The following is a 26,420-nucleotide window of genomic DNA, read 5'->3' on the forward strand; positions in this document are numbered from 1 at the left end:
GACCGATTGTCCGGTATGCGGGGAATGGCGGCGAGCCCTACGCTGACACGCATGGCGAGCAAGACGGCAGCGGTGGAACTGGAAGTCGGCGAGCGGACCGTGCGCGTATCCAACCCGGACAAGGTGTACTTCCCCGAGCCCGGCTACACCAAGCTCGACATGGTCAGCTACTACCTGGCCGTCGGTGACGGCATCACCCGCGCGCTGCGCGACCGCCCCACCACCCTGGAGCGCTACCCCGACGGGGTCACGGGCGAGTCCTTCTTCCAGAAGCGCGCGCCCAAGTACCTCCCGGAGTGGATCCCGACCGCGCACATCACCTTCCCCAGCGGACGCTCCGCCGACGAGATGTGCCCGACCGAGCCCGCCGCCGTCCTCTGGGCGGCCAATCTCGGCGCGGTCACCTTCCACCCCTGGCCGGTACGGCGCGAGGACACCGACCACCCCGACGAGCTGCGCATCGACCTCGACCCCCAGCCCGGCACCGACTACGCCGACGCCGTGCGCGCCGCCCACGAGCTGCGCGCCGTCCTGGACGAGCACGGGCTGCGCGGCTGGCCCAAGACCTCGGGCGGGCGCGGCCTGCACGTCTTCGTACCGATCGAACCGAAGTGGACCTTCACCCAGGTCCGGCGCGCCGCCATCGCCTGCGGCCGTGCACTGGAGCGCCGGATGCCCGACCGGGTGACGATCAAGTGGTGGAAGGAGGAGCGCGGCGAGCGGATCTTCGTCGACTACAACCAGACCGCCCGCGACCGCACGATCGCCTCCGCCTACTCCGTACGGCCCCGCCCGCACGCCCCGGTCTCCGCCCCGCTGAACTGGGACGAGATCGACGACGCGACGCCCCGGGACTTCGACATCAGGACCATGCCGGCCCGGTACGCGGAGGTGGGTGACGTGCACGCCGACATGGACGACCACCGGTTCAGCCTGGAGAGCCTGCTGGAACTGGCCCGCCGCGACGAGGCGGAGCACGGTCTCGGCGATCTGCCGTACCCGCCCGAGTACCCGAAGATGCCGGGCGAACCGAAGCGCGTGCAGCCCAGCCGGGCGAAGAAGACCGAGGACTGAGCGGGGGCCCCGCCCGGGCGCCGGACGTCCCTGCCGCGTGCCGGAAAACCCAGCCGGGCGCGGCCCGGGACGGCCCTCTGACGGCCCCCGGCGGGGGCGTCCACACCCGTCCCCGGGGTGCCGGGGGTGGGGTGATCAACCCCCGCCCAACCGGCCCGCCCAAGGCCGTCCACGGCCGTGAGCGCACCCCTGCAAACCCCTCCTGAGCTGGGCTTTCTCCGTGATCTCCCCTAGGTTTCAGGTCATCGGGAAAGGGGTGCCGGATGGACCGGAACATACGTGACGTCGACGATGTCCTGCAGCTGCTCGACGGGCTCTTCGCGCCGGAGGCGGACCGCTGGACCGCCGGCGCGGCCGGCTGGTGGAACGACTTCTACGGCGACCGGACCAAGGGAGTGCCGTTCTTCGTCGCCAAGCCGGACGAGAGCCTCGTCTCCTATGCCGAGCGCGGTCTGATCGCCCCCGGCCGCGCCCTCGACCTGGGCTGCGGCCCGGGGCGCAACTCCCTGTACCTGGCGTCGCTCGGCTTCGAGGTGGACGCCGTGGACCTCTCCGACGAGGCGATCGGCTGGGCCGCGCAGCGTGCCCGGGAGGCGGGGGCCGAGGTGCGCTTCCACCACGGGGACGCCTTCGCCCTGGCCGGGAGTGTGCTCACCGGGCCGTACGACCTGATCTACGACTCGGGGTGCTTTCACCATCTGCCGCCGCACCGCCGGATCAGCTATCGCGCGCTGCTCGACCGGCTGCTCGCGCCCGGCGGCCACCTTGCTCTGACGTGCTTCGCCGCCGGCGCGATGGGCTCGGAACTGCCCGACGCCGCCTTCTACCGGGAGCGCGAACCGGGGCTGCACGGCGGGCTCGCCTACACACCGGAGTCCCTGCGCCGGATCTTCGGGGAGTTGACCGAGGTCGAACTGCGCCGCATGCGGGACGAGCCGGCCGACTCGCCGCGATTCGGCGAGGACTTCCTCTGGACAGCGCTGTTCCGCCGCACCCGAGAGGCCCACGAGGCTCCGGACCCGCTCGGCGCGCCGCGTTGAACGCGCGCCGCGCGTGCGCATTGATCGAACGTTGAGGGACCGTTTACGGCCGCACGGCAACGTATCGGCCATGCAGACCGACACCACCGTGATGACCGCTCCGAGCGCCCCCGACATGTCCTGGCAGGAGGACGCCCTCTGTGCCCAGGCCGGACCGGAGTTCTTCTTCCCGGCCCCGGGCTCCTCGACCCGTGAGGCGAAGCAGCTGTGCGGGGCGTGCGAGGGCCGGGTGGCGTGCCTCCAGTACGCGCTGGAGAACGACGAGCGGTTCGGGGTGTGGGGCGGGCTCTCGGAGAAGGAGCGGGGGCGGCTCAAGAGCACCGCGGGTGCCCGCCGCCGGCTCCGCTCCTGAGGCGGGCGGCGGGCAGGGCCCGTCAGCCCGCCGCGCGGGCCGCCATCCGCGCCTTGCGCGCGGCCAGCTTCTCGTCGAACTTCGACGCCTCGGCGTCGAGCCCGTTCATGTACAGCCCCAGCTCCTCCTGGGCCTTCAGGCCCTCCGGGCCGAGCCCGTCGATCTGGAGCACCTTGAGGAAGCGCAGCACCGGCTGCAGCACGTCGTCGTGGTGGATCCGCATGTTGTAGATCTCGCCGATCGCCATCTGCGCGGCCGCCCGCTCGAAGCCCGGCATGCCGTGTCCCGGCATCCGGAAGTTCACGACGACGTCCCGCACGGCCTGCATCGTCAGGTCCGGGGCGATCTCGAAGGCCGCGCCCAGCAGGTTGCGGTAGAAGACCATGTGCAGGTTCTCGTCGGTGGCGATGCGCGCCAGCATCCGGTCGCAGACCGGGTCGCCCGACTGGTGGCCGGTGTTCCGGTGCGAGATACGGGTGGCCAGCTCCTGGAAGGCCACGTACGCGACCGAGTGCAGCATCGAGTGCCGGTTGTCGGACTCGAAGCCCTCGCTCATGTGCGACATCCGGAACTGCTCCAGCTTGTCCGGGTCCACCGCGCGGGAGGCCAGCAGGTAGTCCCGCATCACGATGCCGTGGCGGCCCTCCTCGGCGGTCCAGCGGTGCACCCAGGTGCCCCAGGCGCCCTCGCGGCCGAAGAGCGTGGCGATCTCGTGGTGGTAGCTGGGCAGGTTGTCTTCGGTGAGCAGGTTGACCACGAGGGCGATCTTGCCGACCTCGGTGACCTTGGACTGGGACGGGTCCCAGGCCTCGCCGTCCTCGAAGAAGCCCGGGAAGTTCCGGCCGTCGGACCACGGCACGTACTCGTGCGGCATCCAGTCCTTGGTGACCTTCAGGTGCCGGTTCAGCTCCTTCTCCACCACCTCTTCCAGCGCGTAGAGCAGCCGCGCGTCGGTCCACCCTGCCGAGCTGCCGAGGTGGGGAGAGGTGAGCGTCACGGGAACTCCTGGGGACGGAGAAGGGCATACGGAACTACCTACGGATTCGTAGGTTACGAGACCGTAGGTTAAGGCCCCATAAGGCCCCGGCCAAGCCCGCTGCAGCGATGTCCGGTTACGTTCCGTTATGTGCGCTGCTGGTGGCGGCGTACGGAGAGGCAGGTCACGGCTTCGGCGCGGCGGGGCGCCGTGTTCGCGGCTCACCCGGGCGGCTACTCAGAGCAGATGGTCGGCCTGCCCCGCCTTGACGGCCGAGATCAGCGCGCGCAGCGCCTCGACCGAGTCGGTCACATACGTGTCGGGGGCCAGGGTCGAGCCGATGTAGGCACGGCCCGCGTCGTCGAGGCCGAAGCGGAAGCAGTTGGCGCCCTCGCTGCAGAAGGCCTCGTTCCAGGCGATCTTCTCGGGGGCGGAGGGGTCGATGACGTTCATGCCGGTTCCTTCAGAGGTCCTGGGCGAGCGCGTGGATGAACGCGCGCGACTCCGGTTCGGGCAGGGCGAGTCCGCGCAGCCGGTCCAACAGCCCGCGATATCGCCTGAGTTGCATGTCGGCGTCGAGGAGTGTCGATCCGTGGGAGGAGTCCAGCTGCACGGTGTCGAGCTGCGGCACGGGCGCCGCCACATAGGTGAACGACTGCCCCGCGCCGGGGAAACCGCCCGCCGTGAAGGGGATCACGCGCACGGTGACGGTGTCCCGCTCGGAGCGGGCCAGGATGTACTCCAGCTGCGCCCTGGCCACCTTCGGGCCGCCGAACTGCATCCGCAGCGCGGCCTCGTGGATCACCGCTTCGTAGAGCGTGGGCCGCTCGCGGTCCAGGATCTCCTGGCGGCGCAGCCGCAGGGCCACCCGGGCCCGCAGGTCGGGTCCGGGCAGCGGCGGATCGGCGGTGTCGAAGACCGCCCGCGCGTGCTCCTCCGTCTGCAGCAGGCCGGGGATGTGCGTGGTGACGGCGGTGTGCAACTCCGAGGCGTGGAACTCGAGTTCGGCGATGTCGAGGAGGCCGGGCGGGAGCAGCCCGCGGTGCTCCTCCCACCAGCCGCGGTCGCGCTCCTGGGCCGTCGCGGCGAGCAGGTCGACGAGGCCGGTGTCGGGGCAGCCGTAGTTGAAGGCGAGGGTGCGCACGCGCTCGGCGCTGATGCCGAAGCGGCCCGACTCGATGTGGGGGATGCGGGTGCGGTCGACGCCCAGGAGGGCGGCGGCCTGCTGGGCCGACATCCCCGACTGTTCGCGCAGTTTGCGCAGCTCGTTCCCGAGCCGCTGCTGGCGCGCGGTCGGGGTGCTCCTGGGTGGCACGGCTCGTTCTCTCCTTCTGGCCGGCCCGGGCGGCCGACGTTTTGGCCGGAATGACACGACTACCCGCAAGTAGTAGCACCGTGCTCCGCATCTGCGCTACGGTCGGTAGCGCCAGTCTCACACGCGGCGACCGTACCTGTGTGTGAGCATCCCCACACGCACAGGAAATGTGAGCAACACGATGAAGGGCGCCCTGCGTTGCCTCCCGTCCGCCGTCGCGGCCGGGCCCATACCTCCTGCCACGGAGAACCTCAGCTACTCGATGGTCCTGCCCGGCGGCGCCTATTGCGCCGGACTGGCCCGACAGGCCGTCCGCGGCCTGCTGGACCGGCACGGGCTCGCCGCGCTCTGCGACACCGCCGTGCTCGCCGCCTCCGAACTGGTCGCCGCCGCCTACCGCTTCACCCCCGACCGGGAGATGATCCTGCGCGTCCGCTGGCAGTTCGAGGCCCTGCGGATCGTCCTGTACGACCAGCACCCGGCGCACGCCTCGCCGGACAAGGCCGAGGAATGCCGCGACCGCCGCAGCCGCAGCATGTGGCTGCTGGCCGCGGCGGTCGACACCCAGGGCGGGGACTGGGGGCTCGCCCCGGTGCTCGGGCCCGGTGGCGGTACGAAATCCTGGGCCTTATTGCACCGTTGACCCGGTCTCTCCGTGCATCTGTGCCATGACCTCCTCCGCGCTCGTCGGCCGCAGTTCGCCGTCGAGCAGCAACCAGCGGGTGATCCCCAGCGACTCCAGGAACGGCACGTCGTGGCTCGCCACGATCAGCGCCCCTTCGTACGCGTCGAGCGCCGCGGTCAGCTTCCGTACCGACGCCATGTCCAGATTGTTCGTCGGCTCGTCCAGCATCAGTAGCTGAGGCGCCGGTTCGGCGAGCAGCAGCGCCGCCAGGGTCGCCCGGAACCGCTCCCCTCCCGACAGCGTCCCGGCCGGCTGGTCCGCCCGCGCGCCCCGGAAGAGAAACCGGGCGAGCCGTGCCCTGATCGCGTTGCCCGTCGCCTCGGGAGCGAACCGGGCGACATTCTCCACCACGCTCAACTCCTCGTCGAGGACGTCGAGTCGCTGTGGCAGGAACCGCAGCGGCACATGGGCCTCGACCTCGCCCGCCACCGGCGCCAGCTCTCCGGCGATCGTGCGCAACAGCGTCGTCTTGCCGGCCCCGTTACGGCCCACGAGCGCGATCCGCTCGGGCCCGCGCAGCTCGAACCCGCCGTCCACCCGCGCGCCGTACCGCAGTTCGAGCTCCCGCAGCGTCAGCACCTCGCGACCGGGATGGACCGTGGTGCGCGGCAGCTCGATCCTGATCTCGTCGTCGTCGCGCACCGCCTCCTCCGCCACGTCGAGGCGTTCGCGGGCCTCGGCCAGCCGCTCGGCGTGCAGGGCGCGGTGCTTGCCCGCCGAGACCTGCGCCGCGGCCTTGCGGTTGTTGGCGACGATCTTCGGCACGACCTTGTTGTCGTAGCTCTTCCTGCCGTACCGCTTGCGGCGGGCCAACTTCATCTGGGCCTCGGAGAGTTCCCGCTTCTGCCGCTGCACATCGGCCTCGGCCACCCGGACCATCCGCTCGGCCGCCTCCTGCTCGGCGGCGAGCGCCTCCTCGTACGCGGAGTAGGCACCGCCGTACCAGGTGACGTCCCCGTCGTGCAGATCGGCGATCTGGTCGACCCGCTCCAGGAGCTGCCGGTCGTGGCTGACCACGACGAGGACCCCGGACCAGGCGTCCACGGCCTCGTACAGCCGGGTGCGGGCGTACAGGTCGAGATTGTTCGTCGGCTCGTCGAGCAGCAGGATGTCCGGGCGGGCGAGCAGCAGCGCCGCCAGCCGCAGCAGGACCGACTCGCCGCCGGACAGCTCGCCGATGGTCCGGTCGAGACCGATGTGCCCGAGGCCGAGCTGGTCGAGCGTGGCGCACGCCCGCTCCTCCACGTCCCAGTCGTCGCCGACCGCGGCGAAGTGCTCCTCGGCGGGGTCGCCCGCCTCGATGGCGTGCAGCGCGGCCCGGGTCGCCGCGATCCCGAGGGCCTGGTCGACCCGGAGGGCCGTGTCCAGGACCAGGTTCTGCGGGAGGTAGCCGACCTCGCCGACGGTACGGATCGTGCCGTCGGCGGGGGTCAGTTCACCGGCGACGAGCTTGAGGAGCGTCGACTTCCCCGAGCCGTTCAGGCCGATGAGGCCGGTACGACCGGGGCCGACCGTGAGCTGGAAGTCGTCCAGGACATGGGTGCCGTCCGGCCAGGAGAAGGAGAGGGACGAGCAGGTGATGAACGTGGGATGGGTCGCCATGGTGGCCTCCCTGTTGCGAGAGCGTGGGCTGGGGCAACGGGTGAGACACCGGGGCGCGGGCAGGCGGGAAAGCTCGTACGCCGAGGGCGAAGACGGCACACGCGGCGGGCTGCGTGAAGCAGCTCGGGGGCACGCGCGGCACGGTGTCTCGCAACCTCAGACGAGCAACGGCCTTCTCCGATCGGGCGACAACAGGGCCAGGTCAGGACGGTACGCCCGGCACGGGGAGGAGGCAATCGAATTAAGCGCGGGGAGCGGAGGGCGGGAGAGGTGCCCGGTCAGCCGTCCAGGAGCTGGGCCAGGTCCCCGTCCCAGTCCAGGTACTGGTGCTCGCGGCCGGCCGGCACGAGGTGCTGCGAGCGCCGGAGGAAGTGGCGCAGCTCGGAGGTGCGGACGTGCACGACGGCGACGCCCTCGGGGGCGTGGAACTCCACGACGGTCCGGTCGTAGCCGTACGGGCGCACCCGGACGTCGCCGAGACCGGCCGGTCCCTCGACGCCCTGGACGAGCAGCTCGCGCGCGAACGCCCAGGAGACCTCGACGCCCTCCAGCGTCGCGGGCGGAGGGAACGCCATGCTGACGGCGAACGGGTCCTCACGGTCGTACCGCAGTGTGGCGGGGACGGTCTCCATCCGGGGCGCGGATGCGACCAGACGGGCCTGAACGGCGTGCTCGATGACGGTGGGCAAGGCCAGCTCCTGTCGCGCGGCTTCGGTTCCTGACGTCTCCCTGACACAAGGGAAGACGAACGATGACGCCAGAACGTGCACTGGGGGGTCACGTGAGCTGTGTCACCGCGACGCCGGACGCCGGCCGGGAGGCGGTCTGGACGGGGCCACCGGCGTGGGCTAGCTTCCGGCGCCATGACGTCCAAGGGGAAGACGAGACGAATGATGTCGGTGGGGCTCAGCGGGGTGGCCCTCGCGGCGGCCCTGACGGTCCCGGCGTACGGCGCGTCGGACGCCGCCTCGGCCGGCGCGCCGCGCGGCGCCTCGCAGGCCGGTCCTCACGGGGCCGGCTGGCAGCTGACGGAGACCGGGACCGACGCCCGCTTCCGGGGCCTCGCGGCCGTCGACCGCAGGACCGCGTGGGCGGCGGGCTCGAAGGGGACGGTGCTGCGCACCACGGACGGCGGCCGGAGCTGGCGGAACGTCTCGCCACCCGGGGCCGGGGAGCTGGAGCTGCGGGACGTCGAGGCCTTCGACGCCCGGCGCGCCGTGGTCCTCGCGATCGGGGAGGGGGAGGCCTCCCGGGTCCTGCGGACCGAGGACGGCGGAGCCACCTGGACCGAGTCCTTCCGCAACACCGACCCGCGGGCCTTCTACGACTGCATGACCTTCTTCGACCGGCGCCACGGCCTCGCCATGAGCGACCCGGTCGACGGGAGGTTCCGCATCCTGTCGACGCGGGACGGCGGGCGCTCCTGGGCGGTGCTGCCCGACGCGGGGATGCCGGCGGCCCTGCCGGGAGAGGCCGGGTTCGCGGCGAGCGGCCAGTGCCTGGTCTCCTCGGGACCGAGGGACGTCTGGCTGGCGACCGGCGGCGGCGCCACGGCGCGCGTGCTGCACTCCCGTGACCGCGGGCTGAACTGGACCGTCGCGCAGTCCACGATCCCGGCGGGAGACCCGGCCCGCGGGGTCTTCGGGCTCGCCTTCCGTGACCGCGCGCACGGCATCTCCGTCGGCGGCGACTACCGCGCGGGCCAGGCCTCGCCGCAGGCGGCCGCGGTCACCGACGACGGCGGCCGCCACTGGACCGCGGCCTCCGCCCCGCCGCCCGCGTACCGCTCGGGCGTCGCCTGGCTCCCGTACTCCAGGACGGCCGCGCTCGCGGTCGGCCCGACCGGCACGGACCTGACCGTGGACGGCGGCCGTACCTGGCGGACCGTCGACACCGGCTCGTACGACACGGTCGACTGCACCGGGGACGGGGCGTGCTGGGCCTCCGGCGAGAAGGGCCGCATCGCCCGCCTGGGCGGTCGCTAGGAGGGGAGCTGCTCGCGGTACGGGGCGAGTGCCTCGGCCGTCTTCGTCGCGTAGAACTCCGTGATCCGGTACACGCACACGTCCTCGACGGTGAACGGGTCGGCCGCCACGATCTTCTCGATCTCCGCGCGGTCGACCCCGGCGGCCAGGATGATGCCGCCGTCGCGCGGGTTCTTCCGCCCGGAGGCGATGAAGACGCCGGCGGCGTACTGCGCGTCGAGCCACTCGACGTGCGCCTCGAGCAGCGCGTCGGCCCGCTCGACCGGGCCGGTATAGGTCAATTCCAGTACGAACATGACCGGCAGGCTACCCGGGGCCCCGACGGCGGCGCGGAAACCGTTCGCCAGTCGGACGGCCCGGCGCCGTAGGGTGGCCGTCATCATGACGATCATCGACGTTCCCGCGGGCTGGCCCACCGACGAGACGACGGCCCGTGCCGTGCAGGAGGAGCTGCGGGAGCGGCTCGTGCTCGACGAGCCGGGACCGGCGCCCGGCACGGGCCGTGTCACGGGCCTCGACGTGGCCTACGACGACGAGCGCGACCTCGTCGCCGCCGCGGCCGTCGTCCTGGACGCCCGCACGCTCGACGTCGTGGAGGAGGCGACGGCGGTCGGCCGGGTGTCGTTCCCCTATGTGCCAGGGTTGCTCGCCTTCCGCGAGATACCCACCGTCCTCGCCGCGCTCGCCGGGCTGACCGAGGACCCGGGCCTGCTCGTCTGCGACGGCTACGGGCTCGCCCACCCCCGCCGCTTCGGTCTCGCGAGCCACCTGGGCGTGCTGACCGGACGCCCCTCGATCGGCGTCGCGAAGAACCCGTTCACCTTCCACCACGACCAACCGGGCCCGGAACGCGGCGACTTCAGCCCCCTCCTCGCCTCCGGCCCGGCCGGAGCCGCCGGCACGGAGGAGGTCGGCCGCGCCCTGCGCACCCAGGCCGGGGTGAAGCCCGTCTTCGTCTCCGTCGGCCACCGCGTCTCCCTGGACAACGCCTGCGGCCACACCCTGCTGCTCGCCCCGCGCTACCGGGTCCCCGAGACGACCCGGCACGCCGACTCCCTCTGCCGCCGGGCCCTCAAGGACGCCCTGGCCCAGGCCGGCGGTGCGGGCGCTGAGTAGCCGGACTGAGTACCCGTACGGATGGCGGGGAGTGATCACGCACGGCAGGCTTGAGCCCATGACATCCCCCGTCTCCACTCCTTCGCGCACCGCGGGCCGTGGCATGAACGCCCTGCTCGCCGGGGCCGGGCTGCTGGCCCTGGCCTGGGTCTGCGCCATGCTCTACGTCGTCGTCGCCTGGGTGGCGGCATGATCGGCACGCTCCAGTGCGTCGTCCTGGACTGCACCGACGTCATGGAACTCGCCGCCTTCTACCAGCAGGTCCTCGGCGGTGAGATCAACCGGCCCGACCCGCAGTGGGCCGTCGGCGACGCCTGGGCCACGCTGCACGACGCCGCGGGCGCTCCGGTGCTCGCCTTCCAGGGCGTGGCCGACCACCGCCCGCCCGTCTGGGGCGCGCCCGAGCAGCAGTTCCACCTCGACGTCCGGGTCGCCGACCTGGACGCCGCCCACGACGCGGTCCTCGCGCTCGGGGCGACACCGCTCGACGAAGGGGGCGGCGACCGGGCCTGGCGCATCTACGCCGACCCGGCCGGCCACCCCTTCTGTCTCGTACGCCACTGAGGCCTGTCCCGTACGCCCCTGAGGCGCGCTCCGGTGCGACCCGGGGCCGGTGCTAGCGGGCGTCTGCCACCCGGAAGCGGATGCCGGCCGCCCGCAGCCGGTCGACCAGCGCGTCGCCCATCGCGACCGCCGTCGTGACCTGCCCCGCGCTCTTCGGCAGGCCGTCGTCGAGGGCGAGGCAGAGCGCGGACTCGGCGAGGATCTTCGCCGTCTCGCCGTACCCCGGGTCGCCGCCAGAGACCTCCGTGAAGACGCGCCGGCCGCCGCCCTCGCCGACGAAGCGCACGGTGAACCAGCTGCGCGCGCGCCGTTCCGCGCTCGGACCCTGACCGGGCTCGTAACGGTTCATCAGCCAGCTCCGTACGGGAGCCAGTTGAGCCGCCAGCAGGCCGGTGCCGACGGCGGCCGAGCCGCCGATCGCCATCGGGAGTGTCCTGACCGAGGCGTAGTGCCGGTAGACGAAGTCGGGGCCGTACGCGTCGAGCGCGCGCGCCGAACGGGCCACCACCTGGGCGTCGATGGTCGGCAGCGGCAGCGCCCAGGTGCCGGTCTCCCGGCTGAAGCGCGGCCCGCCGATCGGGGCGCGCGCCCTGCGGCCGACCAACCGGGGCTCGTGCAGCCGCCGTTCACGTGCGGCGCGCAGCGTCTCCCGGCCGCGCCCCATCGCGGTCAGGGCGGACGCGAACGTGCCGCCCGAGAAGACCGCGCCGACGCGCACGAAGCCGTCGATCCGCAGCGGCACGTCCTTCGGCAGCTGCCGCACGGTGAACCAGACGCCCAGGTCGTGCGGTACGGAGTCGAAGCCGCACGCGTGCACGATCCGCGCGCCCGTCTCGCGGGCCCGGGCGTCGTGGCGCACGTACATGTCGTCGACGAACTCCGGCTCGCCGGTCAGGTCCACATAGTCCGTGCCCGCCTCCGCGCAGGCCGCGACGAGCTTCTCGCCGTACCAGACGTACGGGCCGACCGTGGTGGCCACCACCCGGGCGGACGCGGCGAGTTCGCGCATCGAGTCCGCGTCGGTGGAGTCCGCGACGATCAGCGGCAGTTCGGCGCACCGGGGCCACCGCGCCGCGAGGCGCTCGCGCAGCGCGAGCAGCTTGGCGCGGCTGCGCCCGGCGAGCGCCCACCGGCACCCGGCCGGCGCGTGCTCGGCCAGGTACTCCGCGGTGAGCTCGCCCACGAACCCCGTCGCCCCGAAGAGGACGACGTCGTACGCCCGCTCGCCCGTGCCCCGCTCCACACCGTTCCCGCTCGCCAGCTCCATACGGCCCTCCCCTTCCCCTGCGGCTTCCCCTGCTTGTCCTGCATCCTCTGCGAGCGCGGAGCCTAGCGCCTGCTCCGCCGGGTCCCGTCAGCGGTAGTCGTCGGGGTGGTCCTGCATCCAGGTGTTGATCCGGTCCCGGGTGCCGACCAGTAGCGTCTGGTGCTTCTTCAGGTTGGGGTAGGTGGTGTCGCCATCCAGAGTGGTCCGCAGCTTCTCGATCCAGGCGATCGGCTCGGGGAAGTGGCCGGGCCCCTTCGGGTCCGCCTTCATGGCGCGGTCGAGCCCTTCGAGCTCCTCGTGGACGCGGCCCAGGAAGTACGCGCAGTCGGTGGCGCAGCTGTCGTCGAGCGTGGCCTGCAGCCCGGCGAAGGCGTCCCGCACCAGCTCAGGCCCGGGCGTCGGCTGGTCGCCGTTCGCCTCCGCCCCGGCGTCCGTGCCGGCATCGGCTCCCGCCCCTGCGCTCGCTTCCGCGGTGGCGACCGGGGGCGCGGTCGACGTGGGCGTCGCGCCGGTGGAGGCGTCTCCCCCGGTGGAACAGGAGATCAGCAGGGCGGCGGCGATCGGTACGGCGAAGAGCGCGGTGATCCGACGTCGTGATGTGAACATGCCTGGACCCTATCCGGGGCCGGTCGTGAGGTGGCCGGTTCGGAGGCGAAATTCCAAGCGCTTGCTCGGCCAGGGGGCTTGTGCGGAGTGGAACACGTTCCTAGCATCACCGGTGTTACATCATTGCTGTCACATAGCTGGGGGCTCGATGGCCGCGACGACGGCGACGGACCGCACGACCTCGAACGGGCCGCTCTCCGGAGTGCGCGTGGTGGAGCTGGCGGGGATCGGGCCCGGCCCGTTCGCGGCCATGCTTCTCGCCGACCTGGGCGCCGACGTCGTCCGCGTCGACCGGCCGGGCGGGCCGGGGCTCGGCATCGACCCGGCCTACGACCTCACCAACCGCAACAAGCGCTCCGCCCTCGTCGACCTCAAGGCCGACGGCGGCCCCGCGACCGTCCTCGACCTGGTCGAGCGGGCCGACATCCTCATCGAGGGCTACCGTCCCGGCGTCGCCGAACGCCTCGGCGTCGGCCCCGACGCCTGCCTCGCCCGCAATCCGAGGCTCGTCTACGGCCGGATGACCGGCTGGGGCCAGGACGGTCCGCTCGCCGCGCGCGCCGGACACGACATCGGCTACCTCGCGATCACCGGCACCCTCGGCATGATCGGCCCCGACCCGGACGGCCCGCCCACCGTCCCCGCCAACCTCGTCGGCGACTACGCGGGCGGCTCGCTCTACCTCGTCGTCGGAGTCCTCGCCGCGCTCCAGCACGCCCGCGCGCACGGCGAGGGCCAGGTCGTCGACGCGGCCATCGTCGACGGCTCCGCCCACCTCGCCACCATGATCCACGGCATGCTCGCGGCCGGCGGCTGGCAGGACCGGCGCGGGGTCAACCTGCTCGACGGCGGCTGCCCCTTCTACGGCACGTACGAGACCTCCGACGGCGGGTACATGGCCGTCGGCGCGCTGGAGCAGCAGTTCTACGACGAGTTCGTCCGGCTCCTCGGCATCGAGGACCTCGCTCCCGCCCGCCGCGACTTCGGGCGCTGGGACGAGCTCCGTACCGCCGTCGCCGCACGCTTCCGCACCCGTACGAGAGACGAGTGGACGGCCGTCTTCGCCGGCAGCGACGCGTGCGTCGCCCCCGTCCTCTCCCTCCGCGAGGCCCCGGCCCACCCGCACCTCGCCGCCCGCGCCACCTTCGTCGAGCACGGCGGCCTCACCCAGCCGGCGCCCGCACCCCGCTTCTCCGCCACCCCCGGGACGGTCCGCACCGGACCCGCGCTGCCCGGCGCCGACACCGACGCGATCGCCCGCGACTGGGCCGTTCCCTCCCTGAAAGGCCAGGAAGCATGAAGCGCCTGCTCTACACCGCCGACCACGAGGACTTCCGCGCCACCGTCCGTACCTTCCTCGCCAAGGAGGTGCTGCCCCACTACGAGCAGTGGGAGAAGGACGGCATCGTCGCGCGCGAGGCCTGGCGCGCCGCGGGACGGCAGGGGCTGCTCGGCCTTGCGGTGGACGAGGAGTACGGAGGCGGCGGCAACCCCGACTTCCGCTACAGCGCCGTCCTCGCCGAGGAGTTCACCCGGGCGGGCGCGCCCGGCATGGCCCTCGGCCTGCACAACGACATCATCGGCCCGTACCTCACCTCGCTCGCCACCGAGGAGCAGAAGCGCCGCTGGCTGCCCGGCTTCTGCACGGGCGAACTGATCACCGCCATCGCGATGACCGAGCCGGGCGCCGGATCCGACCTCCAGGCCATCAGGACCAGCGCCGAGGACCGGGGCGACCACTGGGTGCTCAACGGCGCCAAGACCTTCATCTCCAACGGCATCCTCGCCGACCTGGTGATCGTCGTCGCGAAGACGACCCCCGAGGGCGGGGCGCACGGGCTCTCGCTGCTCGTCGTCGAGCGGGGCATGGAGGGGTTCGAGCGCGGCCGGAACCTCGACAAGATCGGCCAGAAGTCCCAGGACACCGCCGAACTCTTCTTCCACGACGTCCGCGTCCCCAAGGAGAACCTGCTCGGCGAGCTCGACGGCGCCTTCGTCCACCTGATGACCAACCTCGCCCAGGAGCGGATGGCCATCGCCGTGGCCGGCATCGCCGCCGCCGAACACCTCCTGGAGATCACCACCCGGTACGTCAAGGAGCGCGAGGCCTTCGGGCGCCCGCTGGCCAAGCTCCAGCACATCCGCTTCGAGATCGCCGAGATGGCCACCGAGTGCGCCGTCACCCGTACGTTCCTCGACCGGTGCATCGTCGATCACTCGAACGGGGAACTCGACGCCGTCCACGCCTCCATGGCCAAGTGGTGGGCCACCGAGCTGCAGAAGCGCGTCGCCGACCGCTGCCTCCAACTGCACGGCGGGTACGGCTACATGGCCGAGTTCCCGGTCGCCCGGGCGTTCACGGACGGCCGTATCCAGACCATCTACGGCGGAACGACCGAGATCATGAAGGAGATCATCGGACGTTCCCTGCTGGGCTGACCCGCGACCCCTCTCTCCTCACCCTCATCGCCGCATCGTTGAAAGGCTGCTCGTGAGCACCGAAGCGTACGTGTACGACGCGATCCGCACCCCGCGCGGGCGCGGCAAGGCCAATGGCGCCCTGCACGGCACCAAGCCCATCGACCTGGTCGTCGGACTCATCCACGAACTCCAGGGCCGCTTCCCCGGACTCGACCCGGCCGCCATCGACGACATCGTCCTCGGTGTCGTCGGCCCCGTCGGCGACCAGGGCTCCGACATCGCCCGGATCGCCGCCATCGCCGCAGGACTGCCCGACACCGTCGCCGGCGTCCAGGAGAACCGCTTCTGTGCCTCGGGCCTCGAAGCCGTCAACATGGCCGCCATGAAGGTCCGCTCGGGCTGGGAGGAGCTGGTCCTCGCCGGTGGCGTGGAGTCCATGTCGCGGGTCCCGATGGCCTCCGACGGCGGCGCCTGGTTCGCCGACCCGATGACCAACTTCGAGACCGGCTTCGTACCCCAGGGCATCGGCGCCGACCTCATCGCCACCATCGAGGGCTTCTCCCGTCGCGACGTCGACGAGTACGCCGCGCTCTCCCAGGAGCGGGCCGCGACCGCCTGGAAGGACGGCCGCTTCGACCGCTCCGTCGTCCCCGTCAAGGACCGCCGCAGCGGCCTGGTCGTCCTCGACCACGACGAGCACATGCGCCCCGGCACCACCGCCGACTCGCTGGCCGCCCTCAAGCCGTCCTTCGCCGCCATCGGTGACATGGGCGGCTTCGACGCGGTCGCGCTGCAGAAGTACCACTGGGTGGAGAAGATCGACCACGTCCACCACGCCGGCAACTCCTCCGGCATCGTCGACGGCGCCTCGCTCGTCGCCATCGGCTCGAAGGCCGTCGGCGAGCGGTACGGACTCACGCCCCGCGCCCGGATCGTCTCCGCCGCCGTCTCCGGCTCCGAGCCCACCATCATGCTCACCGGACCCGCCCCCGCGACCCGCAAGGCGCTCGCCAAGGCCGGGCTCACGATCGACGACATCGACCTGGTCGAGATCAACGAGGCCTTCGCGGGCGTCGTGCTCCGCTTCGTCAAGGACATGGGCATCAGCCTCGACAAGGTCAACGTCAACGGCGGCGCGATCGCGCTCGGCCACCCGCTCGGCGCGACCGGCGCGATGATCCTCGGCACCGTCGTCGACGAGCTGGAGCGGCAGGACAAGCGCTACGGCCTGGTCACCCTGTGCGTCGGCGGCGGCATGGGCGTCGCCACCGTCGTCGAGCGCGTCTGACCACCCGTCCCTCCCCGACTTCGGAGACACCACAACATGAGCGAGAGCACCACCATCCGCTGGGAGCAGGACGAGACCGGCGTCGTCACCCTCGTCCTCGACGACCCGAACCAGTCCGCGAACACCATGAACCAGGCGTTCAAGGACTCCATCGCGGCCGTCGCCGACCGCGCGGAGGCCGAGAAGGACTCCATCCGCGGCATCATCTACACCTCCGCCAAGAAGACCTTCTTCGCGGGCGGCGACCTCAAGGACATGATCCGGCTGCGGCCCGAGGACGCGCAGCTCGCGTTCGACACCGGCACGGAGATCAAGCGCTCCCTGCGCCGCATCGAGACCCTCGGCAAGCCCGTCGTCGCCGCGATCAACGGCGCGGCCCTCGGCGGCGGTTACGAGATCGCCCTCGCCTCGCACCACCGCGTCGCGCTCGACGCGCCCGGCTCCAAGATCGGCCTGCCCGAGGTCACCCTGGGCCTGCTCCCCGCGGGCGGCGGAGTCACCAGGACCGTACGCCTCATGGGCATCGCCGACGCCCTCCTGAAGGTGCTCCTCCAGGGCACCCAGTACGACCCGCGGCGCGCGCTGGAGAACGGCCTGATCCACGAGGTCGCGGCCACCCCCGAGGAGATGCTCGCCAAGGCGCGCGCCTTCATCGACGCGCACCCCGAGTCGCAGCAGCCCTGGGACGTCAAGGGGTACAAGATCCCCGGCGGGACGCCGTCGAACCCGCGGTTCGCCGCCAACCTGCCGGCCTTCCCCGCCAACCTGAAGAAGCAGCTGAACGGCGCGCCCTACCCGGCCCCGCGCAACATCCTCGCCTGCGCGGTCGAGGGCTCCCAGGTCGACTTCGAGACCGCGCTGACCATCGAGGCCCGCTACTTCACCGAGCTGGTCACCGGCCAGACGGCGAAGAACATGATCCAGGCCTTCTTCTTCGACCTCCAGGCCGTCAACTCCGGCGCCAGTCGCCCCAAGGGCGTCGAGCCGCGCCCCGTCCGCAAGGTCGCCGTCCTCGGCGCGGGCATGATGGGCGCCGGCATCGCGTACTCCTGCGCCCGCGCCGGTATCGAGGTCGTCCTCAAGGACATCTCGGCGGAGGCCGCGGCCAAGGGCAAGGCCTACTCCGAGAAGCTCTGCGTCAAGGCCGTCTCCCGGGGCCGCACGACCCAGGCCAAGGCGGACGAGCTGCTCGCCCGCATCACCCCGACGGCCGACCCGGCCGACCTCGCGGGCTGCGACGCCGTGATCGAGGCCGTCTTCGAGGACACCGCGCTCAAGCACAAGGTCTTCGAGGAGATCCAGGACGTCGTCGAACCGGACGCGCTGCTCTGCTCCAACACCTCCACGCTGCCGATCACCGTCCTCGCCGAGGGCGTCTCGCGCCCCGAGGACTTCATCGGCCTGCACTTCTTCTCCCCGGTCGACAAGATGCCGCTGGTGGAGATCATCAAGGGCGAGCGCACCGGCGACGACGCGCTGGCCCGCGCCTTCGACCTGGTCCGGCAGATCAGGAAGACCCCGATCGTCGTCAACGACTCGCGCGGCTTCTTCACCTCGCGGGTGATCGGCCAGTTCATCAACGAGGGCGTGGCCATGGTCGGCGAGGGCGTCGAGCCGGCCTCGATCGAGCAGGCGGCGGCGCAGGCCGGCTACCCGGCCAAGGTGCTCTCCCTGATGGACGAGCTGACCCTCACCCTGCCCCGCAAGATCCGCAACGAGACCCGGCGCGCGGTCGAGGAGGCCGGCGGCACCTGGGCCGGCCACCCCTCGGACGCGGTCATCGACCGGATGGTCGACGAGTTCGGGCGCCCGGGCCGCAGCGGCGGCGCGGGCTTCTACGACTACGACGAGGACGGCAAGCGGGCCGGCCTCTGGCCGGGCCTGCGCGAGCACTTCGGCGGCTCCGCCGCCGAGGTCCCGTTCGAGGACATGAAGGAGCGGATGCTCTTCTCCGAGGCGCTGGACTCGGTCCGCTGCCTGGAGGAGAACGTCCTGACCTCGGTCGCCGACGCCAACATCGGCTCCATCATGGGCATCGGCTTCCCGGCGTGGACGGGCGGTGTGCTCCAGTACATCAACGGCTACGAGGGCGGGCTCCCCGGTTTCGTGGCCCGCGCGCGTGAGCTGGCGGAGAAGTACGGCGACCGCTTCCAGCCGCCGGCGCTGCTGGTCGAGAAGGCGGAGCGCGGCGAGGCCTTCACGGACGCCTGACGCGCCTGTTCCACCCCACTGCGCCGAACGGCCCCGCCGCATCACCCTTCGATCGTCCGATCGAGGGGCGCGGCGGGGCCGTCCCGTGTGGGGTCCGGCCGGGGCGTGGCGGCGCCACCTACGCTCGCAGCCGATCTGAGGAGGTCGGATGCGGGTGAAGACCGGTCGTTGGATCCGGGTCGTCAGTCTTGCCCTGCTGGGCGCGTGCGGCGTCGGCCTGCTCAGCGGGTGCGACCCCGACAAGAAGCAGCCCGTGGACCCGTCACCGTCGGTCGTGACGGAGGAGACGGAGGGGGAGCCGGGGGAGGACCCGGGCGGGGATACGGAGGAGGATCCGGGCGGGGATCCGTACGCTCCCCCCACCGGCGGAGGCGACCAGTCGATCGCACCGCCCCCGCCCCCGCCGACGGCCACGGGCAATGACGAGGGCGACCCGAGCAGCGCGCCGAGCTTCCAGGACCCGTCGCTGCGCCCCGAGCCGAACTCCCCTGTGCCGCCGGAGCAGCAGCCCCCGCCGGAGCAGCCCGAACCAGACGGCCCATGAGCGAGCCCGAGGAGTACGCGCCGCACGACCAGGAGGCGGCTCGGCAGGTCCGGGCGGGCGATCAGACGAGCCCCACCGCGCTGCTGAGGATCGTGATCGCGCAAGGGACGTTCGTCGCGGCCCTCATGTTCTATCTGGGAGCGATGTACACCAGTAACTACTATGCGTACTTCCACCTCTCGCTCAACGCGCTGGACCTGGGCTTCGGCGAGCAGGTGACGCAGAGCCTGCACATGCTCAAGCTGGAGGTCCTGGTGGCCGCCGGGGTGCTCGTGCTCCTCGTGACCGGCCCCTGGTTCGGGGACAAGGCCCGCTCGACCGTGCGTGCCGGGCCGCGGACGACCTTCCGCGCGGAGGTCCTGGCGAGTCGACTGCAACTGCCGGTCGTGCTCGTCGGTGTCGTCCTGCTCGCGTTGTGGACCGAGATCCAACCCTACGGATGGGTCGCCCCACTGATCATCGCCGCCGGTCTCCTCATGGGCCAGTTCCGTGACGCGAGCGGGCGCCGGCCGGAGGGGTTCCGGCGCCGGGCGCTGCCCGTCTTCGCGGCGGGGGTCTTCGTCTTCTGGGGGCTCACCCAGGTCACCGTGCAGGCCGCGGAACGGGACGCCAGGTCCCGCGCCCGCCACGTCACCGACTGGACCGGCGTGGTGCTCCTCAGCAGCCACCCGCTCGCTCTGCCCACCGGTGCGGTCAAGAGGGACGACCTGCCGAGCTGGGTGCACCACCGCTACCGCTACACCGGGCTGCGGCTGCTCCTCGAGCGCGACGGTCGGTACTACGTCGTTCCCCTGGGGTGGAACGTCGAGCGGGACGCGATGTACGTCATCCGGGAGAGCGACGACGTCTGGATCGGCCTGACTCCGGGCACTCTGCCGAAGCTGCTCGGCTAGCGGGGCCCGGTCTCGGACCCCTCCGTACCGAACGCCTCCCGCAGCTCCTCCCGCAACGACCGCTGGAACGCGGTCACCAGGGCCTGGATCACCATCGGCTGCATGTGCGCGGACAGCGACTTCATCGCGGCGACGTGGTCCGGGTCCTCCGCGCTCTCGCGGTACGGGTTCCACACCTCGTCCCGGAAGAGCCGGGAGAGCTCGTGGGCGGCGGCTCGGGCGTGTTCCAGCAGGACGGTGCGGGAGGCGAGGATCGTCTCGTGCGCGATGGGGACGTCGAGGAGTTCGACCCCGAGCCGCAGCAGCGTGGCGTCCAGCCGGAAGACGTCCGGGTCCGCGCCCTTGTCGAGGACGCCCATGGCCGCCAGGCGGTCGACGTCCGCGTCGGCGAGCGCGCGCCCGGCGCGCCGCTCCAGCTCGCGCCGGGTGATCTCCTCGGCGGACTCGGGCGCCCAGGAGGCGACGAGCGCGCGGTGGACGGCGAGGTCCCGGGCGCTGAGGTCGGGCGGCAGCTGGCCCAGATACCGCTCGATGGCCGCGAGCGTCATGCCCTGCCGCTGGAGCTCCTCGATCAGCGCGAGCCGGGAGAGGTGGTCGGCCCCGTACCGCCCGACCCGCCGCGGCCCGATGGCCGGCGGCGGCAACAGCCCCTTGGTGCTGTAGAACCGTACGGTCCGCACGGTGACCCCCGCTCGCGCGGCCAGCTCGTCGACGGTGAACGTCGACGTCTGCTCCTCGGTCTCGGTGCCCATCGAAAGACCCCTCGCTTCCGGTGCCGTGCCGTCCCCATCCGACTTCGGTGCAACAGTATTGCTGTCTCACCGGCGTTGTAAAAGGAGAACCGTCCTCCGCGTCGTGCGCATGCGCCCCGCATGCGCCCCGCATGCGCGCCGGGCCGCGCCGGGTGATCATCCGTACATGGCAGGAACTTCCACGTCCTCCGGTCCGGCCGCTGTCCCGGGTTCGGCGGGACCTCGCCAGAACCTGGCCCTTGCGGGGATGCTCTTCGCGGTGTCGATGACCTTCATCGACCAGACCATCGTGTCGATCGCCGCGCCCGACATCACCTCCGAGCTGGGCCTCTCCGCGTCCGGGATGCAGTGGGTCGTCAACGCCTATCTGCTCTCCCTCGCCGCGTTCTTCGCGCTCGGCGGGCGGCTCTCCGACCTCTTCGGGCACCGGCGGATCATGCTGCTGGGCACCGTGCTCTTCGTCGTCTCGTCGGTGCTGTGCGGGTGTGTGCCCGACGACAGCTTCGCGCAGGCGTGGCTCATCGTCTTCCGCGCCACCCAGGGTCTGGGCGCCGCCCTCATGTTCCCGGCGGCGCTCGCCGTCGTCATCGCCGTCTTCCCCGTCGAACGGCGCGGCCGGGCTCTCGCCCTCTTCTTCGGCGTCTCCGGCGCCCTCACCGCTCTCGGCCCGCTCCTCGGCGGCTGGCTCACCCAGTGGACCTGGCGGGCGATCTTCTGGGTCAACGTGCCGGTCGCCGTCGTCGCGATCGTGCTCACCGTGCTGGCCCGGATCCCCGAGAGCCGGCGACGGGAACGCCTCGACGTCGTCGGGGCCGTACTCGTCGCCGCCGGCATGGCGTTGAGCGTGCTGGGCTTCCAGCAGGCGGCGGCCTGGGGTTGGAGCAGCGTCGCGACCTGGGCCTGCATCGTCGGCGGTCTGGCGGTCCTGGTGCTGTTCTTCTTCTACGAGCGGCGGACCGCGCACCCCCTGATCAACTTCGACGTCTTCAGGGACCGGGCCTTCACCGTCGACAACCTGGTGCTGTTCTTCGCGATGCTCGCCTTCGTGCCGGTGTTCTTCTTCGCCTCCGTCTACGCCCAGGTGTCGCTGAGCGCCTCGGCCAACCAGGCCGCGCTGTACCTGCTGTACTTCTTCCTCGGCTTCGGCATCGCCTCCCAGTGGGGCGGCAGGATCCTCGACCGGCGCGGGGCCCGCCCGGCCATGAAGATCGGCTGCGCGCTGGGCGCCGTCGGCTTCTACCTCTGGGCCGAGAAGCTGACCGACCTGTCGATGCACGACCAGTGGCCGTACGCGGCCATGGCGGGCGCCGGCATCGGCTTCCTGCTGGCCCCCGCCTCCACCGACGCGGTCAACCGCTCCATCGGCGCCTCGTACGGCGAGGTCACCGGCATCACCCAGACCGTCCGCAACTACGCGGCCGCCATCGGCATGGCCGTGCTCGGCACGATCCTGACCCACGTCTCCACGGACCGGATCACGACCACGCTCGAGCAGCGCGGCCTGCCACCGGCCGAGGCCGAGGCGACGGCACGCCACGTCGCCGAGGCGGTCACCGGCCATCCGGACGGCCAGGCCCCCACCGGCGACAGCCCGGTGGCGAAAGCCCTGCAGGGCGCCGGGGACGCGATCCGCATGGACTTCGCCGAGGCCAACCAGTGGGTCTTCTACGCCATGGCGATCGCCCTCGCCGTCGCCTTCCTCTGCGCACTCGCCCACCCCGGCACCCGGGTCACGAAGGAGCAGCCGGCGCCGCAGGACTGAGGTTGTCAGTGGCGGCTCGTACGGTAGGGACATGGTGGGGACGGGGACGGGGATCACGTACGTACGGGGGGACGCCTGTGCGCCGCAGGGCAAGGGCGTCAAGATCGTCGCGCATGTCTGCAACGACCTGGGCGGCTGGGGCAAGGGCTTCGTCCTCGCGCTGTCGCGGCGCTGGCCGGAACCGGAGAAGGCATACCGCGCGTGGCACCGGGAGCGGGCGAAGAACGACTTCGCCCTGGGCGCGGCCCAGTTCGTCCAGGTCGAGCCGTACGTGTGGGTGGCCAACCTGGTGGGCCAGCGCGGGATGCGCACGGGACGCAGCACCGGTGTGCCCGTGCGGTACGAGGCGATCGACGCGGCCCTCGGGCTGCTCGCCGTGAAGGCGGGGGAGTTGGGGGCCTCCGTGCACATGCCGCGGATCGGGTGCGGGCTGGCCGGGGGGAAGTGGGCGCGGGTCGAGCCGCTGATCGCCGAGCGGCTCAGCTCGCGGGGCATCCCGGTCACGGTGTACGACTTCGGCGCGTAGGGCCTTGGCGGCGGCCCGCGCGTCGCCTGGCGTGTACCTGCCGCTAGAGTCACGTGTTTGTTCGATCACGGGGTTTGCTGACAGGGGAGGGTCATGTACACGGAACTCAGGGAGACGGCCACGGAGTTGGCCGCGGTCCTGTGGCGGGAGCACACCGTGTACCGGGAGCGCGGGGGCGGGGTCGTGATCCGGGGGGAGCACGTGGAGCGCTGGATCAGTCTGGCCCCGACCGGCGGAAGGAACCAGGCGCGGCTGCGCGCCGGCCGGCTCCTGGACGGCGGCACCACGGCACCGGCCCGCTCGGAGACCGTGGTCGACCTCTCGGTCGGTACGGCCGAGCTCGCCGCGGTCTGCCGCCGCCTGCTCGCCGATGTCGCCGCCGCGGAGACCCGGCCGCCCCGGGCCCGCACCGAGCGCCAGGCCAAGGGCAGAGGCGCGGCCCCCCGGCCCCCGAAGAGACGGCACACCGGTCTCGCCTCCTGGGCGGTGCTGATATGCGTCGCCGGCGTCGTGGGTCTCTGGGCCTACCACGTCTTCGGCGGATAAGCGGGGCGTCGACGGTGGACGGTCGGCGCGGTTACGCGCGGGTGATGGCGGGACATGTACTGCTCGCCGTCGTCCTGTGCGCTCCGGGCCCCATGGGGCTCGTCCTCGGATGCGTCGCCTGGAGCCAGGGGGCGGACTGGGCGTGGATCCCGCTCGTCGCCGGACTGGCCTGCTCGCTGCCCGTCCCGTTCATCGCCCGCACGACCGCCCGCAGGCTGTTCCCCCGGATCACCCGACGGGACACGGCCAAGGAGGCGGACGCGGTCCCCTACGGCTATGGCGACGACACCTTCGTCCTGCGGGCACCGGGGTCCCCGAAGGCCCGTCCGGGGGCACGGCTGGCCCGGGCCGACGTGCTGGAGGCAGCCCTCGTGCGGTACGAGCCCGAGGGCGAGGCGACCTTCACGAGCTACCCGGGCACCTACACCCCGAACGAGTTCACGCCGTTGGTCCGCCTGAGACTGCGGGTGCGCGGTGACACCGAAGTGCCTGGCGGCGCACCGGATTTCGAGGTCACGGAGGAGTGGCGGGTGCCGTCCGTCTGCCTGTCGGCGGTCACCGCGGGCCGCCTCGCCGTCCTGGTCGACCCGCCAGGACACCAGGCGCCCGGCAAGGTCACCCCGCTGTGGCCGCGCAGCGCCCTGCTGGCGGGCACCCGCACCAGCAGGGTCATCGACCTGGAGGGCCGGCTGACCGACGTCACCCGGTTCACCGGGCGCCAGCTGCGGCAGATGCGGATCTCCGAGGACGTCGGAGGCGTCGTGATGGCCGGTGACACGATCGACCTCCGCCGCCTCGACGCGGACACGGCGGCGCGGTACTCCGCCGTCGCCGCATGGGCCCGCACGTCTCCCGAGGAGCGCGCGCCGGTGACGGAGCCGGGCGAGCAGTCCCGGTGGATCGTGGACAGCCTCCCGGGTGCCCCGGCGGCCTTCGGCTCCGTCGGTCGACGGTGGTCGCGCCGCGGTGGCGTCCTGGTCCGTGGCCGGTTCCTCCGGATGAGCCCCACGCACGACTTCCAGGACCACGGGCCCGTGCTCGACACCCTTGTACGCATCCAACCCGCCGACGGCACACCCCCGTTCGACGCGGCCCGCAGGCTGACCGTGCCCATGAACTACCTCGCGGTCCTGCACCGCACCAGGGACGTCGTCCTGTACGCGGCCCCGAACGGCGGCTCGTACGTCGTCGACTGGCCCCGCACGTGCCTCCTCGCCGGCACCGCGGAGGCCACGGTCGTCGCCCCCGAGGGCCGGGAGATCTCCCTGGCGGGACGGACCGACGCGATCTGGGCCCTGATGAACCTGCTGGCGTCCCACGGCCTCACGAACCCGACCCGCGTCCTCGACCTCCGGCAGAGCCGGATGCGCGCGGTGGCGGGGCCGGCGATGGACGCGATCGACGCCCGACCCTAGGCGCGGGCCAGAGATCAGAGCGGCTGGAGCCGCGTGCGCAGGAGGCAGAAGAGGTTGCCCTCCGGGTCGGCCAGGACGTGCCAGTTCTCCTCGCCGGTCTGACCGATGTCCGCGGGCTCGGCGCCGAGGGCGAGCAGCCGCTCCAACTCGGCGTCCTGGTCGCGGTCGGTGGCGTTGACGTCGAAGTGCATGCGGTGGGGCCCGGTCCTCGGCTCGCTGTTGGGGCTGAGGACGAGCGTGGGCTGCGCACCGCCGAACCCGGTGTCGGGCGGGCCGATCGCGATGCTTCCGTCGTCCTCGCGTTCGACCTCGACGTAGCCGAGCACCTCGCTCCAGAACGCGGCGAGCCGCTCGGGGTCGGCGCACTCGATGACCAGTTCACTGATGCGGCAAGCCATGCCGGTCAGTCTACGGAGGAGGGCCCGGGCCCCGAGGAACGATGTCCCCCAGGCCCCGGGCCGGTCACGCGGGGAAGGCCGGTCAGTACGCCGTCACCGGGTAGTGGTCCGAGAGGTTCGTGTACGTGTACTGCGTGCCCCAGCTGGAGACCGTCCAGGGCGCGCTCTTCTCCAGGACCACGTGGTTGGTCCAGTTCGCCGGGCGCGCGTTGCCGGAGCGGTAGAGGACGTAGTCGAGGTCCTCGCGCGGGTCGTCCGGGTAGCGGTAGGAGGCGATCGAGTTCAGCTCGGTGTCGAAGGAGTACGGGTGACCCGTCCGCGCGTCCGCGCCCACCAGGCCCGCGTCGCTCAGCATCGTGCCGTACTCGGACGTCCGCGAGTCGACGTTCATGTCGCCGGCCACGATGACCTGCTCGTTCGCCGGGATGTTCTTGGCGTCGAGGAAGGCGTCCATCGCCTTGAACTGGCGGCTGCGCATATGCGCAGCCTCGCCCGCCGAGCAGCCCGGGTCCGTGGACTGGGCGTGCGTGCCGACGACGTGGACCTTGCTGCCGTTCACGTCGAGGACGGTGTAGACGAAGCCCTTGTTCGAGTACCAGTCCGCGCCGCAGGCGTCCTTGTAGACGTACTGCTCCTTGCGGACGATGGGCCACTTGCTGAGGATCGTCACGCCGCCGTCCTCGGGCGTCGTGGCGGAGTAGGCCCCGCTGGTCGCGTCCCAGCCGCTCTTGCTGCGGCCCATGACCGGGGTCTGGTACGGGTACTGGGCGGCCGAGTTCGCCTTGAGCGCGTCCGAGGAGGAGTTGTCGAAGGCCTCCTGGATCACCACCACGTCCTGGCCCTGGTAGAAGGACGCGGCGGGTATCGCCTTGGCCCGGTGGTCCTGGCCCCAGTTGGGGTAGAGCGTCTTGCTGAACAGGAAGGCGTTGTAGGTGAGCACCTTCAGCCGGGGCGCGTCGGCGGCGGAGGCGGCGGTCGCGCCGGGGGCGGTGGCGGCGAGGGTGGCGGCGGCGAGCGCGCCGGACACGGCGGCGCCGAGGAATCTGCGGTGGAGCGGGGCGAGCGGCGACACAGGATCTCCC

General features: G+C 72.1%; 29 protein-coding genes. 18 read left to right on the forward strand and 11 right to left on the reverse strand.

The genetic code is table 11. The annotated features are described in order from the left end of the window. Positions 1-51 precede the first annotated feature (51 nt). The 3 genes from ligD to ACF09C_RS06790 all read left to right on the forward strand — a co-directional run bounded on the left by ligD (position 52) and on the right by ACF09C_RS06790 (position 2,466). Entirely contained in the window at positions 52-1,074 is a 1,023-nt protein-coding gene (gene ligD / locus ACF09C_RS06780) for a non-homologous end-joining DNA ligase (RefSeq protein ID WP_392089512.1), read from the forward strand. A gap of 263 nt (positions 1,075-1,337) precedes the next feature. Next, entirely contained in the window at positions 1,338-2,114 is a 777-nt protein-coding gene (locus tag ACF09C_RS06785) for a class I SAM-dependent methyltransferase (protein WP_392089514.1), read from the forward strand. 70 nt (positions 2,115-2,184) lie between these two features. Continuing rightward, positions 2,185-2,466 (forward strand): WhiB family transcriptional regulator, encoded by a 282-nt coding sequence (locus ACF09C_RS06790; RefSeq protein ID WP_362409714.1) that lies wholly within the window; start codon positions 2,185-2,187, stop codon positions 2,464-2,466. A 22-nt stretch (positions 2,467-2,488) separates the two neighbouring features. Here ACF09C_RS06790 and ACF09C_RS06795 read toward each other — a convergent pair whose 3' ends face one another. The 3 genes from ACF09C_RS06795 to ACF09C_RS06805 form a co-directional block, all read right to left on the reverse strand. Then, complete coding sequence (locus ACF09C_RS06795; protein ID WP_392089517.1) at positions 2,489-3,463, reverse strand: acyl-ACP desaturase; 975 nt, start codon at positions 3,461-3,463, stop codon at positions 2,489-2,491. Positions 3,464-3,679: 216 nt separating this feature from the next. After that, positions 3,680-3,895: a hypothetical protein gene (locus tag ACF09C_RS06800; RefSeq protein ID WP_392089519.1), complete on the reverse strand. Its 216-nt coding sequence runs from the start codon at positions 3,893-3,895 to the stop codon at positions 3,680-3,682. Positions 3,896-3,905: 10 nt separating this feature from the next. Beyond that, on the reverse strand, positions 3,906-4,757 hold the full coding sequence (locus tag ACF09C_RS06805; protein WP_392089521.1) for a Scr1 family TA system antitoxin-like transcriptional regulator: 852 nt from the start codon (positions 4,755-4,757) through the stop codon (positions 3,906-3,908). Between the two features lie 169 nt (positions 4,758-4,926). Here ACF09C_RS06805 and ACF09C_RS06810 point away from each other — a divergent pair, with 169 nt between their 5' ends. Next, positions 4,927-5,400, forward strand: coding sequence for an ATP-binding protein (locus ACF09C_RS06810; RefSeq protein WP_392089523.1), 474 nt, complete (start codon positions 4,927-4,929; stop codon positions 5,398-5,400). Here the strand turns inward: ACF09C_RS06810 and ACF09C_RS06815 are convergent. Together ACF09C_RS06815 and ACF09C_RS06820 are read right to left on the reverse strand one after the other, a co-directional pair. Next, positions 5,386-7,044, reverse strand: coding sequence for an ABC-F family ATP-binding cassette domain-containing protein (locus ACF09C_RS06815; protein ID WP_392089525.1), 1,659 nt, complete (start codon positions 7,042-7,044; stop codon positions 5,386-5,388). The genes ACF09C_RS06810 and ACF09C_RS06815 overlap by 15 nt on opposite strands. A 278-nt stretch (positions 7,045-7,322) precedes the next feature. Beyond that, positions 7,323-7,733, reverse strand: a complete 411-nt coding sequence (locus ACF09C_RS06820) for an SsgA family sporulation/cell division regulator (protein WP_362409702.1) — start codon at positions 7,731-7,733, stop codon at positions 7,323-7,325. A 204-nt stretch (positions 7,734-7,937) separates the two neighbouring features. Between ACF09C_RS06820 and ACF09C_RS06825 the strand changes: the two genes are divergently transcribed. Then, on the forward strand, positions 7,938-9,029 hold the full coding sequence (locus ACF09C_RS06825) for a WD40/YVTN/BNR-like repeat-containing protein (protein ID WP_392090264.1): 1,092 nt from the start codon (positions 7,938-7,940) through the stop codon (positions 9,027-9,029). On the opposite strand, the gene ACF09C_RS06830 is transcribed toward ACF09C_RS06825, so the two are convergent. After that, positions 9,026-9,325: a YciI family protein gene (locus ACF09C_RS06830; RefSeq protein ID WP_392089527.1), complete on the reverse strand. Its 300-nt coding sequence runs from the start codon at positions 9,323-9,325 to the stop codon at positions 9,026-9,028. The genes ACF09C_RS06825 and ACF09C_RS06830 overlap by 4 nt on opposite strands. Positions 9,326-9,410: 85 nt before the next feature. Between ACF09C_RS06830 and ACF09C_RS06835 the strand changes: the two genes are divergently transcribed. Genes ACF09C_RS06835 through ACF09C_RS06845 form a run of 3 tightly spaced genes read left to right on the forward strand, consistent with a single transcriptional unit; the run spans position 9,411 to position 10,709 of the window. Continuing rightward, positions 9,411-10,145, forward strand: a complete 735-nt coding sequence (locus tag ACF09C_RS06835; RefSeq protein WP_392089529.1) for an endonuclease V — start codon at positions 9,411-9,413, stop codon at positions 10,143-10,145. Between the two features lie 58 nt (positions 10,146-10,203). Continuing rightward, positions 10,204-10,338, forward strand: coding sequence for a morphogenic membrane protein MmpA (mmpA, locus tag ACF09C_RS06840; RefSeq protein WP_392089531.1), 135 nt, complete (start codon positions 10,204-10,206; stop codon positions 10,336-10,338). Further along, a complete protein-coding gene (locus ACF09C_RS06845; RefSeq protein ID WP_392089533.1) occupies positions 10,335-10,709 on the forward strand; it encodes a VOC family protein in 375 nt (124 codons plus the stop codon). Before mmpA ends, ACF09C_RS06845 begins: the two co-directional genes overlap by 4 nt. Positions 10,710-10,761: 52 nt before the next feature. Here the strand turns inward: ACF09C_RS06845 and ACF09C_RS06850 are convergent, their stop codons facing one another. Together ACF09C_RS06850 and ACF09C_RS06855 are read right to left on the reverse strand one after the other, a co-directional pair. After that, on the reverse strand, positions 10,762-11,976 hold the full coding sequence (locus tag ACF09C_RS06850; protein WP_392089535.1) for a saccharopine dehydrogenase family protein: 1,215 nt from the start codon (positions 11,974-11,976) through the stop codon (positions 10,762-10,764). An 87-nt stretch (positions 11,977-12,063) separates the two neighbouring features. Beyond that, entirely contained in the window at positions 12,064-12,582 is a 519-nt protein-coding gene (locus ACF09C_RS06855) for a hypothetical protein (protein WP_392089537.1), read from the reverse strand. Between the two features lie 148 nt (positions 12,583-12,730). Here ACF09C_RS06855 and ACF09C_RS06860 point away from each other — a divergent pair, with 148 nt between their 5' ends. The 6 genes from ACF09C_RS06860 (at position 12,731) to ACF09C_RS06885 (ending at position 19,939) form a co-directional block, all read left to right on the forward strand. Beyond that, complete coding sequence (locus tag ACF09C_RS06860) at positions 12,731-13,882, forward strand: CaiB/BaiF CoA transferase family protein (protein WP_392089539.1); 1,152 nt, start codon at positions 12,731-12,733, stop codon at positions 13,880-13,882. Beyond that, positions 13,879-15,021: an acyl-CoA dehydrogenase family protein gene (locus ACF09C_RS06865; RefSeq protein ID WP_392089541.1), complete on the forward strand. Its 1,143-nt coding sequence runs from the start codon at positions 13,879-13,881 to the stop codon at positions 15,019-15,021. The genes ACF09C_RS06860 and ACF09C_RS06865 overlap by 4 nt, the downstream gene beginning before the upstream one ends. Before the next feature lie 52 nt (positions 15,022-15,073). Then, a complete protein-coding gene (locus tag ACF09C_RS06870) occupies positions 15,074-16,291 on the forward strand; it encodes an acetyl-CoA C-acetyltransferase (protein ID WP_392089543.1) in 1,218 nt (405 codons plus the stop codon). Positions 16,292-16,327: 36 nt separating this feature from the next. After that, complete coding sequence (locus tag ACF09C_RS06875; protein ID WP_392089545.1) at positions 16,328-18,502, forward strand: 3-hydroxyacyl-CoA dehydrogenase NAD-binding domain-containing protein; 2,175 nt, start codon at positions 16,328-16,330, stop codon at positions 18,500-18,502. 148 nt (positions 18,503-18,650) lie between these two features. Further along, positions 18,651-19,046, forward strand: a complete 396-nt coding sequence (locus ACF09C_RS06880) for a hypothetical protein (protein WP_392089546.1) — start codon at positions 18,651-18,653, stop codon at positions 19,044-19,046. Next, positions 19,043-19,939 carry a hypothetical protein gene (locus tag ACF09C_RS06885; protein WP_392089548.1) on the forward strand — a complete coding sequence of 299 codons (897 nt, stop codon included), beginning with the start codon at positions 19,043-19,045 and terminating at the stop codon, positions 19,937-19,939. Before ACF09C_RS06880 ends, ACF09C_RS06885 begins: the two co-directional genes overlap by 4 nt. On the opposite strand, the gene ACF09C_RS06890 is transcribed toward ACF09C_RS06885, so the two are convergent. Further along, on the reverse strand, positions 19,936-20,691 hold the full coding sequence (locus ACF09C_RS06890; RefSeq protein ID WP_362409676.1) for a MerR family transcriptional regulator: 756 nt from the start codon (positions 20,689-20,691) through the stop codon (positions 19,936-19,938). The two genes, ACF09C_RS06885 and ACF09C_RS06890, sit on opposite strands and share 4 nt — an antisense overlap. Before the next feature lie 166 nt (positions 20,692-20,857). Between ACF09C_RS06890 and ACF09C_RS06895 the strand changes: the two genes are divergently transcribed. From ACF09C_RS06895 to ACF09C_RS06910, 4 genes are all read left to right on the forward strand, one after another. Continuing rightward, on the forward strand, positions 20,858-22,453 hold the full coding sequence (locus tag ACF09C_RS06895) for an MFS transporter (protein ID WP_392089550.1): 1,596 nt from the start codon (positions 20,858-20,860) through the stop codon (positions 22,451-22,453). A gap of 31 nt (positions 22,454-22,484) precedes the next feature. Next, complete coding sequence (locus ACF09C_RS06900) at positions 22,485-22,979, forward strand: macro domain-containing protein (protein WP_392089552.1); 495 nt, start codon at positions 22,485-22,487, stop codon at positions 22,977-22,979. Positions 22,980-23,072: 93 nt separating this feature from the next. Next, positions 23,073-23,525 (forward strand): hypothetical protein, encoded by a 453-nt coding sequence (locus tag ACF09C_RS06905; protein WP_392089554.1) that lies wholly within the window; start codon positions 23,073-23,075, stop codon positions 23,523-23,525. A 44-nt stretch (positions 23,526-23,569) separates the two neighbouring features. Next, positions 23,570-24,940, forward strand: a complete 1,371-nt coding sequence (locus tag ACF09C_RS06910) for a hypothetical protein (protein WP_392089556.1) — start codon at positions 23,570-23,572, stop codon at positions 24,938-24,940. Positions 24,941-24,954: 14 nt separating this feature from the next. On the opposite strand, the gene ACF09C_RS06915 is transcribed toward ACF09C_RS06910, so the two are convergent. Both ACF09C_RS06915 and sph read right to left on the reverse strand, forming a co-directional pair. Next, positions 24,955-25,338 carry a VOC family protein gene (locus ACF09C_RS06915; protein WP_392089558.1) on the reverse strand — a complete coding sequence of 128 codons (384 nt, stop codon included), beginning with the start codon at positions 25,336-25,338 and terminating at the stop codon, positions 24,955-24,957. 82 nt (positions 25,339-25,420) lie between these two features. Then, on the reverse strand, positions 25,421-26,410 hold the full coding sequence (gene sph / locus ACF09C_RS06920; protein ID WP_392089560.1) for a sphingomyelin phosphodiesterase: 990 nt from the start codon (positions 26,408-26,410) through the stop codon (positions 25,421-25,423). Between the last annotated feature and the right edge of the window lie 10 nt (positions 26,411-26,420).

Origin of the sequence: Streptomyces sp. NPDC014870 (genome assembly GCF_043081505.1) — a bacterium.
Taxonomy (GTDB): domain Bacteria; phylum Actinomycetota; class Actinomycetes; order Streptomycetales; family Streptomycetaceae; genus Streptomyces.

What these genes read in the sequence shown, in the direction of transcription:
- ACF09C_RS06865 (WP_392089541.1), top strand. Translation starts at nt 13,879, where the DNA reads ATGAAGCGCCTGCTCTACACCGCCGACCACGAGGACTTCCGCGCCACC.
- ACF09C_RS06910 (WP_392089556.1), top strand. Translation starts at nt 23,570, where the DNA reads ATGGCGGGACATGTACTGCTCGCCGTCGTCCTGTGCGCTCCGGGCCCC.
- ACF09C_RS06880 (WP_392089546.1), top strand. Translation starts at nt 18,651, where the DNA reads ATGCGGGTGAAGACCGGTCGTTGGATCCGGGTCGTCAGTCTTGCCCTG.
- ACF09C_RS06815 (WP_392089525.1), bottom strand. Translation starts at nt 7,044, where the DNA reads ATGGCGACCCATCCCACGTTCATCACCTGCTCGTCCCTCTCCTTCTCC.
- ACF09C_RS06800 (WP_392089519.1), bottom strand. Translation starts at nt 3,895, where the DNA reads ATGAACGTCATCGACCCCTCCGCCCCCGAGAAGATCGCCTGGAACGAG.
- mmpA (WP_392089531.1), top strand. Translation starts at nt 10,204, where the DNA reads ATGACATCCCCCGTCTCCACTCCTTCGCGCACCGCGGGCCGTGGCATG.
- ACF09C_RS06850 (WP_392089535.1), bottom strand. Translation starts at nt 11,976, where the DNA reads ATGGAGCTGGCGAGCGGGAACGGTGTGGAGCGGGGCACGGGCGAGCGG.
- ACF09C_RS06860 (WP_392089539.1), top strand. Translation starts at nt 12,731, where the DNA reads ATGGCCGCGACGACGGCGACGGACCGCACGACCTCGAACGGGCCGCTC.
- ACF09C_RS06875 (WP_392089545.1), top strand. Translation starts at nt 16,328, where the DNA reads ATGAGCGAGAGCACCACCATCCGCTGGGAGCAGGACGAGACCGGCGTC.
- ACF09C_RS06835 (WP_392089529.1), top strand. Translation starts at nt 9,411, where the DNA reads ATGACGATCATCGACGTTCCCGCGGGCTGGCCCACCGACGAGACGACG.
- ACF09C_RS06785 (WP_392089514.1), top strand. Translation starts at nt 1,338, where the DNA reads ATGGACCGGAACATACGTGACGTCGACGATGTCCTGCAGCTGCTCGAC.
- ligD (WP_392089512.1), top strand. Translation starts at nt 52, where the DNA reads ATGGCGAGCAAGACGGCAGCGGTGGAACTGGAAGTCGGCGAGCGGACC.
- ACF09C_RS06890 (WP_362409676.1), bottom strand. Translation starts at nt 20,691, where the DNA reads ATGGGCACCGAGACCGAGGAGCAGACGTCGACGTTCACCGTCGACGAG.
- ACF09C_RS06845 (WP_392089533.1), top strand. Translation starts at nt 10,335, where the DNA reads ATGATCGGCACGCTCCAGTGCGTCGTCCTGGACTGCACCGACGTCATG.
- ACF09C_RS06855 (WP_392089537.1), bottom strand. Translation starts at nt 12,582, where the DNA reads ATGTTCACATCACGACGTCGGATCACCGCGCTCTTCGCCGTACCGATC.
- ACF09C_RS06830 (WP_392089527.1), bottom strand. Translation starts at nt 9,325, where the DNA reads ATGTTCGTACTGGAATTGACCTATACCGGCCCGGTCGAGCGGGCCGAC.
- ACF09C_RS06905 (WP_392089554.1), top strand. Translation starts at nt 23,073, where the DNA reads ATGTACACGGAACTCAGGGAGACGGCCACGGAGTTGGCCGCGGTCCTG.
- ACF09C_RS06895 (WP_392089550.1), top strand. Translation starts at nt 20,858, where the DNA reads ATGGCAGGAACTTCCACGTCCTCCGGTCCGGCCGCTGTCCCGGGTTCG.
- ACF09C_RS06900 (WP_392089552.1), top strand. Translation starts at nt 22,485, where the DNA reads ATGGTGGGGACGGGGACGGGGATCACGTACGTACGGGGGGACGCCTGT.
- ACF09C_RS06790 (WP_362409714.1), top strand. Translation starts at nt 2,185, where the DNA reads ATGCAGACCGACACCACCGTGATGACCGCTCCGAGCGCCCCCGACATG.
- ACF09C_RS06885 (WP_392089548.1), top strand. Translation starts at nt 19,043, where the DNA reads ATGAGCGAGCCCGAGGAGTACGCGCCGCACGACCAGGAGGCGGCTCGG.
- ACF09C_RS06915 (WP_392089558.1), bottom strand. Translation starts at nt 25,338, where the DNA reads ATGGCTTGCCGCATCAGTGAACTGGTCATCGAGTGCGCCGACCCCGAG.
- ACF09C_RS06825 (WP_392090264.1), top strand. Translation starts at nt 7,938, where the DNA reads ATGTCGGTGGGGCTCAGCGGGGTGGCCCTCGCGGCGGCCCTGACGGTC.